We start from the raw sequence: 16,815 nt of genomic DNA, 5'->3' as shown, positions 1-16,815 counted from the left end.
TGCAAGGGGCTCCGCCGCGGCGGCTGCAGTTTGCGCCCGGTGGCGCGCCATCGGTTAAAAATGCCGGTTCGCCTGGTTTTCGATCGGCTCCTTGACGAGGGCGCGTGACCACCCGGCAAACGGGCGGCGCACCATGAAAAAAGCCGCTGTCCCGGCAACCGGGACAAGCGGCTTGACTTCGGTCATCGCGGTGCGCCTCACGGCTCCGGTGAGGGAGGCGCGGCGTGCGGCGCAACTGCGGAAAGAATGGGGTGGGCAGGCACTCATTGCAGCCCAATATAACCCGCCTCACAACGCTTGTACAGCCTCCAGCACGTGCTCGACGTGACCGGGCACCTTCACGCCGCGCCATGCCTCGCGCAGCACGCCGGACGCGTCGATCAGGAACGTCGAGCGCTCGATGCCGCGCACTTCCTTGCCATACATTTTCTTCATTTTGATGACATCGAACAGCGCGCAGAGCGTCTCCTGCGGATCGGAAATCAGCGGGAACGGCAGTTCGAGCTTCGCCTTGAAGTTCTCGTGCGAGCGCAGGCTGTCGCGCGACACGCCGAGCACTTCTGCGCCGGCCTTCTGAAAGCGCGGATACAGGTCGCGGAACTGCAGGCCTTCGGTCGTGCAGCCCGGCGTGTTGTCCTTCGGGTAGAAATACAGCACCACCTTCTTGCCCCGCAGACTGGACAGCGCGATGTCGCCGCCGGTCGCGGCGGCGCTGAAGTCGGGGACGGGTTGGTCGACTGCAATGGGCACAGGGTTCTCCGGTTATGAGGGCTCGCGGGCGCGCGCTGCGGTGCGCTTGCGGGGCCTGGCTTGGTTGGCGGCTTGGTTGGCGGCGTAGACGGCGGCTTCGATGGCTGGTCAGGGGATGGATGCGGCGCGGCGTGCCGCGCGGCGCACGGGTATTCCAGCGCGTATTCCAGCGCGTGTGCCGGTCACCGCGCTCACGACGGCTGGACGATCAGCTCGCCGGAGCGGCCGGGGATTTCACCCCACGTGACAGGGTACGATGGCAGCGTGCTGCGGTCCAGCGTCGCATGGTAGTCGCCCATCGTGGCGAACGTATGGCCCTGCGCGCGCCAGCCTTCGAGCAGTTGCACGAACACCGGTGCGAGCTTCTGCCCTTCGAGTTCCGCATGCAGCGTGAACACCTGGTCGTGCGGCGTGTTTTCCGTGCGCCGGAGCATCCAGGCCGCGACGTTGTCCACATCGACACCGTCGACGCCGAGCACTTCGTCGAGCGTCGGCAGCGTGGTGGGCATCTGCACGTGGGCGAGCGTGCGGCCGCCGACCACCGGAAAATACGGCGTGTGGCCGCGGCCGTCGGACGCGTAGCGCATGCCCCAGGCGTCGAGCTGGGCGAACGCGTCGTCGTTCATCTGCCAGCCGGCGGCGCCGTGCGTGGCAGGCGGCGCGCCGAAGATCTCGACGAAGCGCGCGTGACTGTGCTGCATCTGCACGACCGTCCACGCGTGGCCGCGCGTGCGCACGTTGTCCTGCCAGTAGACGTGGTCCCACGTGTGGATCCCGCATTCGAAGCCGGCTTCGTGGATCGCCCGCATCTGCGCGGCTGCGCGCACGCCGATGTCCGGCCCCGGCAGCAGCACGCCGTACATCAGCTGGCGAATGCCGTAGTGCTCGACGACCGACGTGCGCGACACCTTCTGCAGGAAACCCGGCCGCAGCACGCGGCGCATCGCCCAGCCGGTATGGTCGGGCCCGAGGCTGAACAGGAAGGTGGCGCGCGCCTTGAAGCGGTCGAAGATGCGCGCGAGATTCGGCACGCCCTCGCGGGTGCCGCGCAGCGTGTCGACGTCGATCTTCAGGACGATGCGTGGCAAGGCGCGGCCCTTATTGCTGCTCGACGAGCGCGCGCGCGTCCGCGACGTGGCCGCGATACGCCTCGAAGATCTTGCGCAGCGCTTCGTCGAACGTCGATGAGGGGGCCCAGCCGAGTTCCTGCATCGTGTTGTCGATCTTCGGCACGCGGTTCTGCACGTCCTGGTAACCGGCGCCGTAATACGCGCCCGACGAGGTTTCGACGAGCTTCACCTGGCGCGCCGACTCCGCGTATTCGGGGAACTCCGCCGCGAGCGCGAGCATCTTGTGCGCGAGTTCGCGCACCGAGAAATTATTGTTCGGATTGCCGATGTTATAGATCTTGCCGCTCGCGACACCGTCGCGGTTCTCGATGATCTTCATCAGCGCGCTGATGCCGTCGTCGATGTCCGTGAACGCGCGCTTTTGCGCGCCGCCGTCGACCAGACTGATGTTTTCGCCGCGCACGATATGGCCGAGGAACTGCGTGACCACGCGCGAGCTGCCTTCCTTCGGCGTGTAGATCGAATCGAGCCCCGGGCCGATCCAGTTGAACGGACGGAACAGCGTGAAGTTCAGCCCCTCCATCCCGTAACCCCAGATCACGCGGTCCATCAGCTGCTTGGAGCACGCGTAGATCCAGCGCGGCTTGTTGATCGGGCCGTAGATGAGCGGCGATGCTTCGGGGTCGAACTGCTCGTCGGTGCACATGCCGTAGACCTCGGAGGTCGACGGAAACACGAGATGCTTGCCGTACTTCACCGCGGAGCGCACGATCGGCAGGTTCGCCTCGAAGTCGAGCTCGAACACGCGCAGCGGCTGCTTCACGTAGGTGGCCGGCGTGGCGATCGCCACCAGCGGCAGGATCACGTCGCACTTCTTCACGTGATATTCGACCCACTCCTTGTTGATCGTGATGTCGCCTTCGAAGAAGTGCATCCGCTCGTGGTTGAGCAGGTCGCCGAGGCGCTCGGTCTGCATGTCCATGCCGAACACTTCCCAGTCGGTCGTTTCGAGGATGCGCTTGGACAGGTGGTGGCCGATGAAGCCGTTCACACCGAGGATCAGGACTTTTTTCATGAATGACGGGAAGATTGAAGGAGCGGGGCAACGTCGGCCGGCGTGACGACCGTTTCCTGGCCGTCGAGCAGGCGCCGCAATTCGTGAACCGCGACGGCGCGGCCGTCGCCGCACATCGCGAAAACGGCATTATCGCGCACGTGCAGGCCGGGCGGCAAATCGGCGGGCAGCGCGCCGGGATCCGCAAGGCGGGCCCGCGCGACGACGTAGCGCACGCCGCCGAGTTCGGTGAACGCGCCCGGATAGGGCGGCGCGACCGCGCGGATCAGGTTGTACACGGCCTGCGCGGGCTCGCTGAAATCGAGGCGGCCGTCTTCCGGCTTGCGCCCGCCGTAGTAGCTGCCGTGCGCGAGATCGTTTGGCAGATGCGGCGCCTCGCCGGCGAGCAGCGCGGGCAGCACGCGCCACAGCGTCTGCTCGGCGGCCACCGTGACCTTGCCGAACACCTGCGCGGCGGTGTCGTCGGGCAGGATCGGCACCGCCGTCTGCGCGACGATCGCGCCGGCGTCCGGCTTCGCGGCCATCTCGTGCAGCGTCGCGCCGGTTTCGGTTTCGCCCTTGAGCACCGCCCAGTTGGTCGGCACGCGGCCGCGATACTTCGGCAGCAGCGAGCCGTGCATGTTGTACGCGCCGCGCGCGGCGAGCGCGAGCAGCGCCGGCGGCAGCATGTGGCGGTAGTAGAACGAAAAGATGAAATCGGGCCGCGCGGCGCTCACGGCTTCGCGCAGCGCGTCGCCGCGCGGATCGGCGGGCGTGATGACCGGAATGTCGTAGCTGGCGGCCACGCGCGCGACGCTGTCGAACCAGATGTTCTCGCTCGCGCTGTCCTCGTGCGTGACGACGAGCGCGACGTCGACGCCGCGCGCAAGCAGCACCTGCAGGCAGCGCACGCCGACGTTGTGATAGGCGAAGACGACCGCGCGCGGCTTCATCGGTGCGGCCCCTCGCCGGCGAGCGGCGCTGTCTCGCGCGCCGCGCTGCCGGCTGCGGCGCCTTCGCGCTCCTCGAGGATGGTCTGCACGAGGTAGCGCGGCCGCGCGCGCACCTGCTGATAGATGCGGCCGATATATTCGCCGAGCAGCCCGAGCGCGAAGATGATCACGCCGAGCAGGAAGAACGTGATGGCAAAGAGCGTGAACACGCCTTGCACCTCCGCGCCGATGACAAAGCGCCGCACCAGCAGCAGCAGGAACAGCGATGCCGAGCCGAGCGACAGGATGACCCCGATGAACGACAGCCACTGCAGCGGCACCACCGAGAAGCCGGTGACGAGATCGAAGTTCAGCCGGATCAGGCTGTAGAGCGAATACTTCGATTCGCCGGCGAAGCGCTCCTCGTGCGCGACCTCGATCTCGACCGGATTCTGCGCGAACGTGTACGCGAGCGCCGGGATGAACGTGTTGATCTCGCCGCAGCGGTTGATCGTGTCGACGATGTGGCGGCTGTACGCGCGCAGCATGCAGCCCTGGTCGGTCATCCGGATGCGGGTGATGCGCTCGCGCAGGCGGTTCATCGCGAGCGACGCCTTGCGGCGCCACAGGCTGTCCTGGCGCTGCAGGCGGATCGTGCCGACGTAGTCGTAGCCCTCGCGCATCTTCGCGACGAGCTTGCCGATTTCCTCCGGCGGATTCTGCAGGTCGGCGTCGAGCGTGATGATGGTCGAGCCGCGCGCCTGCTCGAACCCGGCGAGGATCGCCATGTGCTGGCCGTAGTTGCCGTTCAGCAGGATCACGCGCGTCGTGTCCGGCCGCGCGCGGAACTGCGCGGCGAGCAGCGCGGCGGAGCGGTCGCGGCTGCCGTCGTTGACGAGGATCACCTCATAGCGGGTGCCGAGCGCATCGAGTGCCGGGTACAGGCGCGCGAACAGCGCGGCGAGCCCGGCTTCCTCGTTGTACACCGGGATCACGACCGAGACTTCGGGGGCGTCCGGGAGCGGGGAACGATGGTCCGTTTGAGTCATATCCGCCTATTTTCCGTATTGTTCGCAAATGTCGTTGACCGCCGCGCAGACCCGCGCGACGTCGCCCTCGTTCATCAGCGTGAAGAGCGGCAGCGTGACCGTGGTCGCGCCGAAGCGCTCCGCGTGCGGGAACATGCCCTCGCGAAAGCCGTGCGCGCGGTAAAGCGTGAACAGATGGATGGCCGGGTAGTGCACCCCCGAGCCGATGCCGCGCGTCTTCAGCTCGCCCATGAAGTCCGCGCGCGCGAGCGACAGCCGTTCGAGCGGCAGCGTGATCTGGAACATGTGCCAGTTGCTGTTGACGAAGTCCGCCCGCGGCAGCCCGACGCCGAGGCGCACCGCCGCGCCGCCCTCGAAGCCCGCGAAATAGGCGCGCGCGAGCTTCCTGCGCTGCGCGAGAAAGCGCTCGTGGTGCGCGAGCTGGCCGAGGCCGACGCGCGCGGCCACGTCGGTCAGATTGTATTTGCCGCCGAGCACGTCGCAGTCCATGCCGTCGAAGCCGCTGCGGGTGATGCCCTGCAGCCGGTACTTCTGCGCGAGCAGCGCCTCGTCCTCGTTGTTGAGCACGAGCGCGCCGCCTTCGATCGACGTCAGGTTCTTGTTCGCGTGGAAGCTGAACGAAACGATGTCGCCGAGCGTGCCGATGCGCTCGCCGTTCCAGGTCGAGCCGAACGCCTGCGCGGCGTCCTCGATCACGCGCAGCCGATGCGTGCGCGCGATCTCGTAGAGCCGGTCCATGTCGACCGGCAGGCCGGCGAGGAACACCGGGATGATCGCCTTCGTGCGCGGCGTGATGGCCGCCTCGATGCGTTCGAGGTCGATGTTGCGGGTATGCGGGTCGATGTCGACGAATACCGGCGTCGCCCCGGTTTCGTAGATCACGTTGCTGGTTGCAACCCACGACGCGGGCGTCGTGATCACCTCGTCGCCGGGGCCGACCCCGGCGATGCGCAGGCCGACCTCGAGCGTGGCCGTGCCGGAGTTGAAGGTGCGGACCGGCCGGCCGCCGCAGAACGCGGACAGCGCGGCCTCGAACTGCTGGTTTTGCGGACCGGTGGTGATCCAGCCGGAGCGCAGCACGTCGGCGACGCCCTGGATCGTCTCCTCGTCGATCTCCGGACGCACAAACGGCAAAAACGGGACAGATGACTGGCTCATGAATGCTTCGCTCGAAAGAAATAGGGCGGTAAGCGCTTGCGCGACAGGCGGCAAGCATACTGTGCGGCGTCCGGCCGCGTTCGGCCGGACTGACGCCTGTCGCGCAAGGTGCTTACAGGGCGTTACCGGAGCGCGCGCGGCCGTGAACGGTAACGGACCGGCAGCCGCCCGGCAACCCCGGGTAACAGACGGATTGTAAGCCGACGATTGTAAGCAGATAACAAGCCGGCGACCGGCGCCGCGCGGACAGCGCACGGCTTGCCGCGCGGCGTCAGCTGCGTGCGAGAACCACGACGCCGATCAGGATGATGCCGATGCCGACGAGCCGCTGCACGGTCAGCGCTTCGCCGAACAGATAGTACGCGGCGACCGCGTTGACGACGTAGCCGAGCGAGAGCATCGGATACGCGATCGACACGTCGACGCGCGACAGGCCGACGATCCATACGGCGACGCTGACCACATAGCAGCCGAGCCCGCCGATGATCGGCAGTTGCGTGGCGAGCTTCAGGCCGATGGGCACGATGTTCGCACGGGTGAAATCGAAGTGTCCAACGGCATTCACGCCGGCCTTCAGCAGCAGTTGTGCGGTCGCATTCAGCGCCACGCCGGCGAGAATGCAAAAGAGCGAGATCGGATTCATCAAGGGCGGAGATCCTCGGTGACGGTCAGGGCCGGGGGGCGGAGGCGGGCGCCGCGCCGGACGCGGCAGAGGCATCGGATGCGCCGGATGCACCAGATGCACCAGATGCACCAGGCACCGCCGCGGCGGACGTACCGGACCCGGCCGGCGCGTCGGACGCGTCGAGCGGCTTCTCGACGATCACGCGCCGTTCGTCGCGCGCGACCACCTGCATTGGCACGTGTTCGGCGAGCAGCTGCGCGTAGCGCGCCGGCGGGAGCAGCGCGAGCGCGTAGCGATCGGCGTCCCACACGCGGATCCACTGCGCGACCGTCGGCACCCACTTCTGCGGCTCCACCGACACGCCGAACGCGAGTTCGTCCGGATGCTCGACCATGATCATCGTGTGGCGTACGTAGAACGGCAGCGTGTGGTCGAGCACCCCGACCGAGTAGAACGGCGTATCGGGCGGCAGCTTCGCGAGCGCGGCGCGCACCGCGGGGGCGAGCGGCGCGCCGGAACTCACGCGGCCGAACACGTCGTGGCCGAGGCCGGCAATCGTGCCGAGCAGGAACCAGGCGGCGGCGAACGTCGCCGTCGCGCCGCCGATGCCGCGGCGGTTGCGGCGCGCCTGCCACAGCGCCGCAAGCGTCAGCACGAAGCCGACCGCGAGCGCCGCGAGCACCCAGACGCGGAACGCGACATACAGCGCGTTCGGGTTGCGCGCGTCGCCGAAGCGGTTCAGGAACGTCGCCGCGATCGCGGCCACGATCAGGAACACCGCATAGCCGGCCAGATGGCGGCGCAGCATGGCCGGCGTGACGAGCGGCAGGTACAGGCCGATCACCAGCGCGAGCGCGGGCGCGACCGGCAGCGTATAGGACAGCAGCTTCGAATCCGACGCGCTGAAAAACAGGAAAATGAATGCCGACCAGACGAGCAGCACGGTGACCGGCGCGAAGCCGTTCGGCTGGCGCGGCATGCGCAGCGCGTGGCGAATGCTCTGCAGACTCACCGACAGCCACGGCAGGAAGCCGACCAGCAGCACCGGCACGAAGTAGTAGAACGGGCCGGGGCGGTGCTGATCCGGCGTCAGATAGCGCTGGAACTGCTGGACGATGAAGAAGAAGTGCAGAAACTCCGGATTGCGCGCCTGCACGAGTACGAACCACGGCGTCGCGATCGCGAAGAATACGACGAGCCCGCTTACCAGGTAGAGCCGCTTCCACAGCGCCCAGTCGCGCGCGATCAGCGTGTAGAGCACCAGCACCGCGCCGGGCAGCAGCAGCCCGATCAGGCCCTTCGAGAGCACGGCGAGCGCCATCGAGGCCCAGCACACCCACATCCAGCGCCGCGCGTGGCCGGCCGGCAGCAGCGGTCGCTGCGCGAGCAGCAGCGAGCATAGCGTGAGCGCCATCCAGAACGACAGGCCGGTGTCGAGCGTGTTGAAGTGGCCCATCAGGTTCCAGTACGGCGAGCTCGCGAGCACGATCGCGGCGAACAGGCCGGTGGCCGGGTTGAACACGCGGCTGCCGGTATAGCCGACCAGCAGCACGCCGGCAAAGCCGGCGAGCGCGGTATAGAGGCGCGCCTGCCACGCGCCGACGCCGAACCACATGAAGGTGAGCGCGTTCGCCCAGGTCTGCAGCGGCGGCTTCTCGAAGTAGATGTAGCCGTTGTAGCGCGGCGTGATCCAGTCGCCGGTGACGAACATTTCGCGCGCCATTTCGGCGTAGCGACCTTCGTCGCTCGGCACGAGGTGCCGCCAGCCGAGCGGCACGAACCAGACGACGGCGAGCGCGAGCACCAGCAGCAGCACGGTGGCGCGGTTCAGCGGTAGCCGGGTGGGCGTATCGTTCATGGATGATGAGCCTGTTGTTGCGGCGCCGCAGCGGCGGCGCGTCGATATTGTTGTGGAAAGTGGTGCCATCTGACGCGGATTTGTTGCGGCGGCGACGGCGGCTGCGGTTGCAAATGCGGCTGCGACGGCGGTTCTAGCAGCGGTTCCGGCTGCGGACGACGCGGTGCGCGGGCCGCCGCGCAGTGTACGTCATCAGCGCGGCATTTCCGCTGCGCGCGCGTTCCGCGCGGCTTCGCGTGTCTTCGCTATGTCTCGATCAGCAGTGCGGCCGCGACCTTGCGGCCCTCGGCCATCAGGATGTTGTAGGTCCGGCAGGCGGCGCCGAAATCCATTGCCTCGACGCCGATGCGATGTGCCGCGAGCGCTGCGGTCAGGCGCGGATGCGGAAAGCGCAGCCGCGCGCCGCTGCCGAACACGACCACTTCGGGGGCGGGCGCGATCAGCATCGCGAAGTGCTCGGGCGTGAGCGCGTCGAACGACGACACCGGCCAGGGCACGACCGGCGTGCCGGGCAGCACGAGAATGCTGCCGGTGTGGCGCTGCAGGTTGATTTCGACAAAGCCGGCGCCGTAGGCGGTCACGGTGTTCAGGGCGCCGCTGGAATCCTGGTGTAATTTCAAATCGATGTTCCGGAGTCGTCGTGGTGCGTCGTGGTGCGTCGTGCCGCGTCGTGGTGCAGGGCCGGCCGCGCGGGCGCGGGCGTGGCTGCCCGTGAACGGCGGGAATGAACCGGACAGGCAACCGGACAGGCGGGCCGAAAAGGCGTCTGCGTGCGGTTGGTGCATTGCGGAAGTCGGCCAAAATCCGCTAAATTATAACTTTTTAGCCGGCCCGCGGCGGCGTCGGGGTGCGATGCGCGAACGTGCGGACGTGCGGCCCGCCGTTGCGTTCGCGCTCCGCCGGTCTTTCCCGCCGCCCGGAAAATCCTCGTTGCACGCGGTTGGCGAACCGTTTTGCCGGCCGGGTCGCACACACCGTGTTGCCGGGTATCGTGCGGGCCGCGGTCGCACGCCTCGCATTCCGTACAGACCAGACGCCGCGTCGCCGCCCGACGCGGGCTTGCCAGCCCAGGGCCCGCCGGCCCATTTACCCAGGACGAAGTGCCCGCCGTGAAACCGATCCTCAAATCCAACAAGCTGCTGAACGTCTGCTACGACATCCGCGGGCCCGTCCTCGAACACGCGAAGCGGCTCGAGGAAGAGGGGCATCGCATCATCAAGCTGAACATCGGCAACCTCGCGCCGTTCGGCTTCGACGCGCCCGACGAGATCATCCAGGACATGATCCGCAACCTGCCGGGCTCGTCCGGCTACTCGGACTCGAAGGGCGTGTTCGCCGCGCGCAAGGCGATCATGCACTACACGCAGCAAAAGGGGGTGCTGGGTGTCGAGCTGGACGACATCTACATCGGCAACGGCGCATCCGAACTGATCGTGATGGCGATGCAGGGCCTGCTCAACGACGGCGACGAGGTGCTGCTGCCGGCGCCGGACTATCCGCTGTGGACCGCGGGCGTGAGCCTGTCGGGCGGCACGCCGGTGCACTACGTCTGCGACGAGTCGAACGACTGGATGCCGGATCTGGACGACATCCGCGCGAAGATCACGCCGAATACGCGCGCGCTCGTCGTGATCAACCCGAACAATCCGACCGGCGCGCTGTACTCGAACGAGCTGCTGCTCGCCCTGATCGCGATCGCGCGCGAACACGGCCTCGTGATCTTCGCCGACGAGGTGTACGACAAGATCATCTATGACGGCGGCGAGCACACGTCGATCGCGGCGCTCGCCGAGGACGTGCTCACCGTCACCTTCAACAGCCTGTCGAAGAGCTACCGCTCGTGCGGCTACCGGGCCGGCTGGATGTTCATCTCCGGGCTCACCGGCGAGAACCGCCGCCGCGCGAAGGACTATTTCGAAGGGCTCGGAATCCTCGCGTCGATGCGCCTGTGCCCGAACGTGCCCGGCCAGTATGCGATCCAGACGGCGCTCGGCGGCTACCAGAGCATCAACGAGCTGATCCTGCCGGGCGGGCGCCTGCACCGCCAGCGCGAGCTCGCGTACGACATGCTGACGGCCATCCCCGGCGTGAGCTGCGTGAAGCCGCGCGCGGCGCTCTACATGTTCCCGCGGCTCGACCCGAAGATGTACCCGATCCACGACGACCAGCAGTTCATCCTCGAACTGCTGCTCGCCGAGCGGGTGCTGCTCGTGCAGGGCACGGGCTTCAACTGGAAGTCGCCGGACCATTTCCGCGTGGTGTTCCTGCCGAACGTCGACGATCTCGCGGATTCGATCACGCGGATCGCCCGCTTTCTCGACGGCTACCGCAAGCGCCACATGGCCTGACTCGCGCAGACGCCCGTCCAGCCGTTTTTCCCGTTTCCTCCTCTCTCATACGAATACACACGCTGCATGGAACCGATCAAAGTTGGACTGCTGGGCTTCGGCACGGTGGGCAGCGGCACCTTCACGGTACTGCGCCGCAACCAGGAAGAAATCAGACGCCGCGCCGGCCGCGGGATCGAGATCGCCCGCATCGCCGTGCGCAATCCGGCCAAGGCGGCTGCGGCGCTCGGCGACGCGGCCGCGAGCGTCGCGCTCACCGACGACTTCGCGGCGGTGGTCGACGACCCGTCGATCGGCATCGTCGCCGAGATGATCGGCGGCACCGGCATCGCGCGCGAACTGGTGCTGCGCGCGATCGCGCAGCGCAAGCACGTCGTCACCGCGAACAAGGCGCTGCTCGCGGTGCACGGCACCGAGATCTTCGAGGCGGCGCGCGCCAATGGCGTGATGGTCGCGTTCGAGGCGGCGGTCGCCGGCGGCATTCCGATCATCAAGGCGCTGCGCGAAGGGCTCACCGCGAACCGGATCCAGTACATCGCGGGCATCATCAACGGGACGACGAACTACATCCTGTCCGAGATGCGCGAGCGCGGGCTCGACTTCGCGACGGCGCTCAAGGCCGCGCAAGAACTCGGCTACGCGGAAGCCGACCCGACCTTCGACATCGAGGGCGTCGACGCCGCGCACAAGGCGACCATCATGAGCGCGATCGCGTTCGGCGTGCCGGTGCAGTTCGACAAGGCGTACGTCGAGGGGATCAGCCAGCTCGCGGCGCTCGACATCCGCTACGCGGAGGAGCTCGGCTACCGGATCAAGCTGCTCGGCATCACGCGGCGCACCGAGCGCGGCATCGAGCTGCGCGTGCACCCCACGCTGATCCCGGCCAAGCGCCTGCTCGCGAACGTCGAGGGGGCGATGAACGCGGTCGTCGTGCACGGCGATGCAGTCGGCACGACGCTCTACTATGGGAAGGGCGCGGGCGCGGAGCCGACGGCCTCGGCGGTGGTCGCCGATCTCGTCGACGTCACGCGGCTGCACACCGCCGATCCGGAGCACCGCGTGCCGCATCTGGCGTTCCAGCCGGAAAGCCTGTCGAACACGCCGATCCTGCCGATCGGCGAGGTGACGAGCGGCTATTACCTGCGCCTGCGGGTGGCCGACGTGACCGGCGTGCTGGCGGACATCACGCGCATCCTCGCGGATGCGGGCATCTCGATCGACGCGCTGCTGCAAAAAGAGTCGGAGCAGGTGGACGCGAACGGCAAGGGCGAGACCGACATCATCCTGATCACGCACGAGACGCTCGAAAAGAACGTCAACGCGGCAATCGCGCATATCGAGGCGCTGCGCACCGTGGTGTCGCGCGTGACGAGGCTGCGCATGGAAGCGCTGAACTGAACGTGCCGAACGGAAGCGGCACACTGCAACGAGACTGACATGAACTACCTTTCCACGCGCGGCGCCGGAGCCGGCGAGCGCCATACGTTTTCCGACATCCTGCTCGGCGGCCTCGCAAAGGACGGCGGGCTGTACCTGCCGGCGCAGTATCCGCGGGTGAGCGCGGCCGAGCTGGCCCGCTGGCGCACGCTGTCGTACGCGGACCTCGCGTTCGAGATCCTCGCGAAGTTCTGCGACGACATTCCCACCGACGAACTGCGCGCGCTCACGCGCCGCACCTACACCGCGCACGTTTACTGCAACGGGCGCGATCCCGCGCGCGCGGCGGAGATCACGCCGCTCGCGACGCTCGGCGTCGAGAACGGCGCGCCGCTGTCGCTGCTGGAACTGTCCAACGGTCCGACGCTCGCGTTCAAGGACATGGCGATGCAACTGCTCGGCACGCTGTTCGAGTACGTGCTCGCGAAACACGGCGAGGCGCTGAACATCCTCGGCGCGACTTCGGGCGACACCGGCAGCGCGGCCGAGTACGCGATGCGCGGCAAGGCGGGCATCCGCGTGTTCATGCTGTCGCCGCACCGCAAGATGAGCGCGTTCCAGACCGCGCAGATGTACAGCCTGCAGGACCCGAACATCTTCAACCTCGCGGTCGAGGGCGTGTTCGACGACTGCCAGGACATCGTGAAGGCCGTGTCGAACGATCATGCGTTCAAGGCGCAGCACCGGATCGGCACCGTCAACTCGATCAACTGGGCGCGCGTGGTCGCGCAGGTCGTGTATTACTTCAAGGGCTATTTCGCGGCGACCCGCTCGGAGGACGAGCGCGTGTCGTTCACGGTGCCGTCCGGCAATTTCGGCAACGTGTGCGCGGGGCACATCGCGCGCATGATGGGGCTGCCGATCGAGAAGCTGGTGGTCGCCACCAACGAGAACGACGTGCTCGACGAGTTCTTCCGCACCGGTGTCTACCGCGTGCGCAAGGCGGCCGAGACGTATCACACGAGCAGCCCGAGCATGGACATCTCGAAGGCGTCGAACTTCGAGCGCTTCGTGTTCGATCTGCTCGGGCGCGATCCTGCCCGCGTGCTGCAACTGTTTCGCGACGTCGAGGAGAAGGGCGGCTTCGACCTTGCGGCGAGCGGCGATTTCGCGCGGGTGTGCGCGTTCGGCTTCGTGTCGGGCAGCAGCAGCCACGCGGACCGTATCGACACGATCCGCGACGTTTACCGCCGCTACCAGACGATGATCGACACGCACACCGCCGACGGCCTGAAGGTCGCGCGCGAGCACTTGCAGCCGGGCGTCCCGATGGTCGTACTGGAAACCGCGCAGCCGCTGAAGTTCGGCGAGACGATCCGCGAGGCGCTGCAGCGCGAGCCGGAAGGCCCGGCGGCCTTCGCGGGGCTCGAAGCGCTGCCGCAGCGTTTCGAGGTCCTGCCCGCCGACGTGGCGCGCGTGAAAGCATTCATCGCTGCGCACACCGACGCCTGACGCGCAACGAAGCCGGCTGCATGCGGTTCCGGCGTGTGCCGGGTCCGCCGTGAGCGGCAGGCGGGCGGTCAGGGACGCGGTTTGCGGCGGGTTGCGGGTTGAGGGTTCGGCGCGAGCGGGCGGGCATGCGGTCCGCGCCCGAACCCGAACCCGAGCCCGAGCCCGAGCCCGAACCCGAACCCGAACCCGAACCCGAACCCGAGCCCGAACCCGAGCCCGAGCCCGAACCCGAGCCGGCTCATGCGCCGCGGCTAAAGCGGCCGATCAGTTCGCGGGATCCCGGCGGCGCGCACAGGCCGCTACAATAGGCGTTTAGATCACCGCGCGTTTTCTGCCGATGTCCCGCTCCGCTTCCTCGCCGACCCGCGTCTCCATGCTCTCCACTGCCGATGCTCTTGCCACGCTGCTCGGTGCCGCCGCCCCGGTGGCCGGCGCCGAAACGCGCTCCACGCTCGACGCGCTGAACCGGGTGCTCGCGGCCGACGTCGTGTCGCCGCTCGACGTCCCGCCGATGCACACGAGCGCGATGGACGGCTACGCCGTGCGCATCGCCGACCTCGTGCATGGCGAGCGGCGTCTGCCGGTGTCGCAGCGGATTGCGGCCGGACACGCGCCGCAGCCGCTCGCGGCCGGCACGGCGGCGCGTATTTTCACCGGCGCGACCGTGCCGCCCGGCGCGGACGCGGTCGTGATGCAGGAGCAGACCGAGACAGCCGGCGACGTGGTGACGATCCTGCATATGCCGAAGGCCGGTGAGTGGATCACCGCGCAAGGCGCGGACATCCGCCGCGGTTCGGTGATCCTGCCGGCCGGCACGCGGCTCACGCCACAGGCGCTGGGTCTGGCCGCGTCGGTGGGCAGCGCGGAACTGACGGTCGCGCGGCGGGTGCGCGTCGCGGTATTCTTCACGGGCGACGAGTTGACGATGCCCGGCGAGCCGCTCAAATCCGGTGCGATCTACAACTCGAACCGTTTCACGCTACGCGGGCTGCTCGCGAACCTCGGCTGCGAGGTCAGCGACTACGGGATCATCCCGGACCGCCTCGACGCGACCCGCGCGACGCTGCACGAAGCCGCGCAGGCGCACGACCTGATTCTGACCTGCGGCGGCGTGTCGGTCGGCGAGGAAGATCACGTGAAGCCGGCCGTGGAGGCCGAAGGGCGGCTGTCGATGTGGCAGATCGCGATGAAGCCGGGCAAGCCGCTCGCGTTTGGCGCCGTGCGGCGCGCGGCGCAGGACGGTACGGCCGAGACGTTTTTCATCGGCATGCCGGGCAATCCGGTGTCGACCTTCGTGACCTTCCTGCTGTTCGTGCGGCCGTTCGTGCTGCGCCTCGCGGGCGTGCGCACGGTCAGCCCGCGCGCGCTGTCGCTGCGGGCCGATTTCTCGCAGACGAAAGCGGATCGCCGCAACGAGTTCCTGCGCGCGCGCGTCAACGCCGCGGGCGGCCTCGATCTGTTTCCGAACCAGAGTTCGGCGGTGCTGACTTCGACCGTATGGGGCGACGGCCTGATCGACAACCCGCCGAATCATGCGATCAGCGCCGGCGAGACGGTGCGCTTCATTCCCTTCTCCGAACTGTTGAACTGATGCCGGCCGCGGCTGGCACAAGACCGATGAAGATCCAGCTCAAGTTTTTTGCAAGCGTGCGCGAGGCGCTCGGCACCGCGCACGAGGACGTCGAAGTGCCCGATACCGTCGCGACGGTGGGCGACGTGCGTGCGTGGCTGCGCGTGCGCGGCGGCATCTGGGCCGATACGCTCGCCGAGGGGCGCGCGCTGCGCATGGCCTGCGACCACGTGATGACCGACCCGGGCACCCGGCTGACCGACGGCTGCGAGGTCGCGTTTTTCCCGCCCGTGACGGGCGGCTGAGGAGCGGCCGATGACCGTGCGCGTGCAGACGGACGATTTCGACCTCAGTACCGAGGTGGCGGCGCTGCGGGCGCGCGATCCGAAGGTCGGCGCGGTGGCCTGCTTCGTCGGCACCGTGCGCGACCTGAACGACGGCAGCAGCGTCGAGACGATGGAGCTCGAGCACTATCCGGGCATGACGGAAAAGGCGCTCGATGCGATCGTCGAAGCGGCGCGTGCGCGCTGGCCGGGCGTCGACGTGCTGATCGTGCACCGGGTCGGCAAGCTGGTGCCGCTCGACCAGATCGTGCTGGTGGCCACCACCTCCGCGCATCGCGGCGACGCGTTCGCATCATGCGAGTTCGTGATGGACTATCTGAAAACCCAGGCGCCGTTCTGGAAGAAAGAGAAGACCGAGCAGGGCGAGCGCTGGGTCGACGCGCGGATATCGGATGACGCCGCGCTGGCGCGCTGGGGCGTCGCCGGGTCGAACACGCGCAAGGACTAGCGCATGCGCTGGCGCGGCCGCCGTCGCGGCGCGACCGCGCGCGCCGAGCGGAATCGGGCACGCGCGGGCGCGTCAGTCGTCGCGCGCGCGTCCGACGATGCCGACCGGAAACGGCTCACCCCGCTTCGCGGAGGCGGCATGCAGCTCGGCGTCGCGCGCCGCACGGCGTGGCGCGACACGTTCGAGCAGCGCCTGCTGCTCCGGCGGAATCGGGTAATCCCAGCCGAAGCGGCTCAACTGCAGGCTTTGCGCGATCCGCAACGCGGGTTCCATGAAGCGTACCGCCGCGGCCGGCTCGTAGCGCGCCTCGACCGTATCGAGAAACAGGTATAGCCAGCGGTTGAAGTGCTGCGGCTCGATCCCCGGCAGCGGCTGGTGTGCCTGCTGTACGTTGCCGCGATACTGCTTCGCGCCGAGCACGAGGCTGCTCCAGAACGCGACCATCTTCGGCAGATGCGCGCCCCACCGACCGGCGAGCGCGGCATCGAACACCGGGCCGAGCAGCGCATCGGTGCGCACGCGCTCGTAGAATGCATCGACGAGCGCGCGGATGTTGGCTTCGGTCGGAACGGCGTCGCGCCGCGCGGCGGCGGTGGCCGGAAAGGCTGGCTTCATACGGGCGGATGGCACACAAACACACACAATGGGACGAACGAGGACGGCGCGCGCCGCCCGCACACGGATCGCCGGCCCGGCAGTGTAAACCGCCAGTGCGCGATT

At 68.0% G+C, this 16,815-nt stretch carries 18 protein-coding genes; 6 read left to right on the top strand and 12 right to left on the bottom strand.

The window, feature by feature from the left end; all coding sequences use genetic code 11:
* Window positions 1–54: 54 nt before the first annotated feature.
* From AC3AP7_RS09075 to AC3AP7_RS09030, 10 genes are all read right to left on the bottom strand, one after another.
* Window positions 55–186, bottom strand: coding sequence for a hypothetical protein (locus tag AC3AP7_RS09075; RefSeq protein ID WP_475763814.1), 132 nt, complete (start codon window positions 184–186; stop codon window positions 55–57).
* A gap of 102 nt (window positions 187–288) precedes the next feature.
* A complete protein-coding gene (locus AC3AP7_RS09070) occupies window positions 289–750 on the bottom strand; it encodes a peroxiredoxin (protein WP_475763816.1) in 462 nt (153 codons plus the stop codon).
* Between the two features lie 191 nt (window positions 751–941).
* Window positions 942–1,838: a polysaccharide deacetylase family protein gene (locus tag AC3AP7_RS09065; protein ID WP_475763817.1), complete on the bottom strand. Its 897-nt coding sequence runs from the start codon at window positions 1,836–1,838 to the stop codon at window positions 942–944.
* 10 nt (window positions 1,839–1,848) lie between these two features.
* Window positions 1,849–2,895 carry a bifunctional UDP-4-keto-pentose/UDP-xylose synthase gene (locus AC3AP7_RS09060; protein ID WP_475763818.1) on the bottom strand — a complete coding sequence of 349 codons (1,047 nt, stop codon included), beginning with the start codon at window positions 2,893–2,895 and terminating at the stop codon, window positions 1,849–1,851.
* Window positions 2,892–3,827, bottom strand: coding sequence for a formyltransferase (locus AC3AP7_RS09055; RefSeq protein ID WP_475763819.1), 936 nt, complete (start codon window positions 3,825–3,827; stop codon window positions 2,892–2,894). The genes AC3AP7_RS09060 and AC3AP7_RS09055 overlap by 4 nt, the downstream gene beginning before the upstream one ends.
* On the bottom strand, window positions 3,824–4,855 hold the full coding sequence (locus AC3AP7_RS09050) for a glycosyltransferase (RefSeq protein WP_475763821.1): 1,032 nt from the start codon (window positions 4,853–4,855) through the stop codon (window positions 3,824–3,826). The genes AC3AP7_RS09055 and AC3AP7_RS09050 overlap by 4 nt, the downstream gene beginning before the upstream one ends.
* A gap of 6 nt (window positions 4,856–4,861) precedes the next feature.
* Window positions 4,862–6,013, bottom strand: coding sequence for a DegT/DnrJ/EryC1/StrS family aminotransferase (locus AC3AP7_RS09045; RefSeq protein WP_475763823.1), 1,152 nt, complete (start codon window positions 6,011–6,013; stop codon window positions 4,862–4,864).
* Between the two features lie 271 nt (window positions 6,014–6,284).
* Window positions 6,285–6,656, bottom strand: coding sequence for a DMT family transporter (locus AC3AP7_RS09040; RefSeq protein ID WP_475763825.1), 372 nt, complete (start codon window positions 6,654–6,656; stop codon window positions 6,285–6,287).
* A 25-nt stretch (window positions 6,657–6,681) separates the two neighbouring features.
* The gene (locus AC3AP7_RS09035) at window positions 6,682–8,496 is read right to left on the bottom strand and encodes a glycosyltransferase family 39 protein (RefSeq protein WP_475763827.1); all 1,815 of its coding nucleotides are present in this window, start codon (window positions 8,494–8,496) and stop codon (window positions 6,682–6,684) included.
* A 245-nt stretch (window positions 8,497–8,741) separates the two neighbouring features.
* On the bottom strand, window positions 8,742–9,116 hold the full coding sequence (locus AC3AP7_RS09030) for an Mth938-like domain-containing protein (RefSeq protein WP_475763829.1): 375 nt from the start codon (window positions 9,114–9,116) through the stop codon (window positions 8,742–8,744).
* A gap of 480 nt (window positions 9,117–9,596) precedes the next feature.
* Between AC3AP7_RS09030 and AC3AP7_RS09025 the strand changes: the two genes are divergently transcribed.
* The 3 genes from AC3AP7_RS09025 (at window position 9,597) to thrC (ending at window position 13,733) form a co-directional block, all read left to right on the top strand.
* Window positions 9,597–10,844 carry a pyridoxal phosphate-dependent aminotransferase gene (locus AC3AP7_RS09025; RefSeq protein ID WP_475763831.1) on the top strand — a complete coding sequence of 416 codons (1,248 nt, stop codon included), beginning with the start codon at window positions 9,597–9,599 and terminating at the stop codon, window positions 10,842–10,844.
* 66 nt (window positions 10,845–10,910) lie between these two features.
* The gene (locus AC3AP7_RS09020; protein WP_475763833.1) at window positions 10,911–12,242 is read left to right on the top strand and encodes a homoserine dehydrogenase; all 1,332 of its coding nucleotides are present in this window, start codon (window positions 10,911–10,913) and stop codon (window positions 12,240–12,242) included.
* 39 nt (window positions 12,243–12,281) lie between these two features.
* Window positions 12,282–13,733: a threonine synthase gene (gene thrC, locus AC3AP7_RS09015; RefSeq protein ID WP_475763835.1), complete on the top strand. Its 1,452-nt coding sequence runs from the start codon at window positions 12,282–12,284 to the stop codon at window positions 13,731–13,733.
* Between the two features lie 68 nt (window positions 13,734–13,801).
* Here thrC and AC3AP7_RS09010 read toward each other — a convergent pair whose 3' ends face one another.
* The gene (locus tag AC3AP7_RS09010; protein ID WP_487362691.1) at window positions 13,802–13,975 is read right to left on the bottom strand and encodes a hypothetical protein; all 174 of its coding nucleotides are present in this window, start codon (window positions 13,973–13,975) and stop codon (window positions 13,802–13,804) included.
* 131 nt (window positions 13,976–14,106) lie between these two features.
* Here AC3AP7_RS09010 and AC3AP7_RS09005 point away from each other — a divergent pair, with 131 nt between their 5' ends.
* From AC3AP7_RS09005 to moaE, 3 genes are read left to right on the top strand one after another with little or no spacing between them, the layout of a single operon-like run.
* Complete coding sequence (locus AC3AP7_RS09005) at window positions 14,107–15,324, top strand: molybdopterin molybdotransferase MoeA (protein ID WP_475763837.1); 1,218 nt, start codon at window positions 14,107–14,109, stop codon at window positions 15,322–15,324.
* A 26-nt stretch (window positions 15,325–15,350) separates the two neighbouring features.
* The gene (moaD, locus tag AC3AP7_RS09000; protein ID WP_475763838.1) at window positions 15,351–15,608 is read left to right on the top strand and encodes a molybdopterin converting factor subunit 1; all 258 of its coding nucleotides are present in this window, start codon (window positions 15,351–15,353) and stop codon (window positions 15,606–15,608) included.
* A 10-nt stretch (window positions 15,609–15,618) separates the two neighbouring features.
* Window positions 15,619–16,095, top strand: coding sequence for a molybdopterin synthase catalytic subunit MoaE (moaE, locus tag AC3AP7_RS08995; RefSeq protein ID WP_475763840.1), 477 nt, complete (start codon window positions 15,619–15,621; stop codon window positions 16,093–16,095).
* A 72-nt stretch (window positions 16,096–16,167) separates the two neighbouring features.
* On the opposite strand, the gene AC3AP7_RS08990 is transcribed toward moaE, so the two are convergent.
* Window positions 16,168–16,710 (bottom strand): group III truncated hemoglobin, encoded by a 543-nt coding sequence (locus AC3AP7_RS08990; protein WP_475763842.1) that lies wholly within the window; start codon window positions 16,708–16,710, stop codon window positions 16,168–16,170.
* Window positions 16,711–16,815: the final 105 nt, after the last annotated feature.

The organism is Paraburkholderia sp. PAMB 6770, from assembly GCF_057748135.1.
This window is presented reverse-complemented; position numbering and strand designations above follow the sequence as displayed.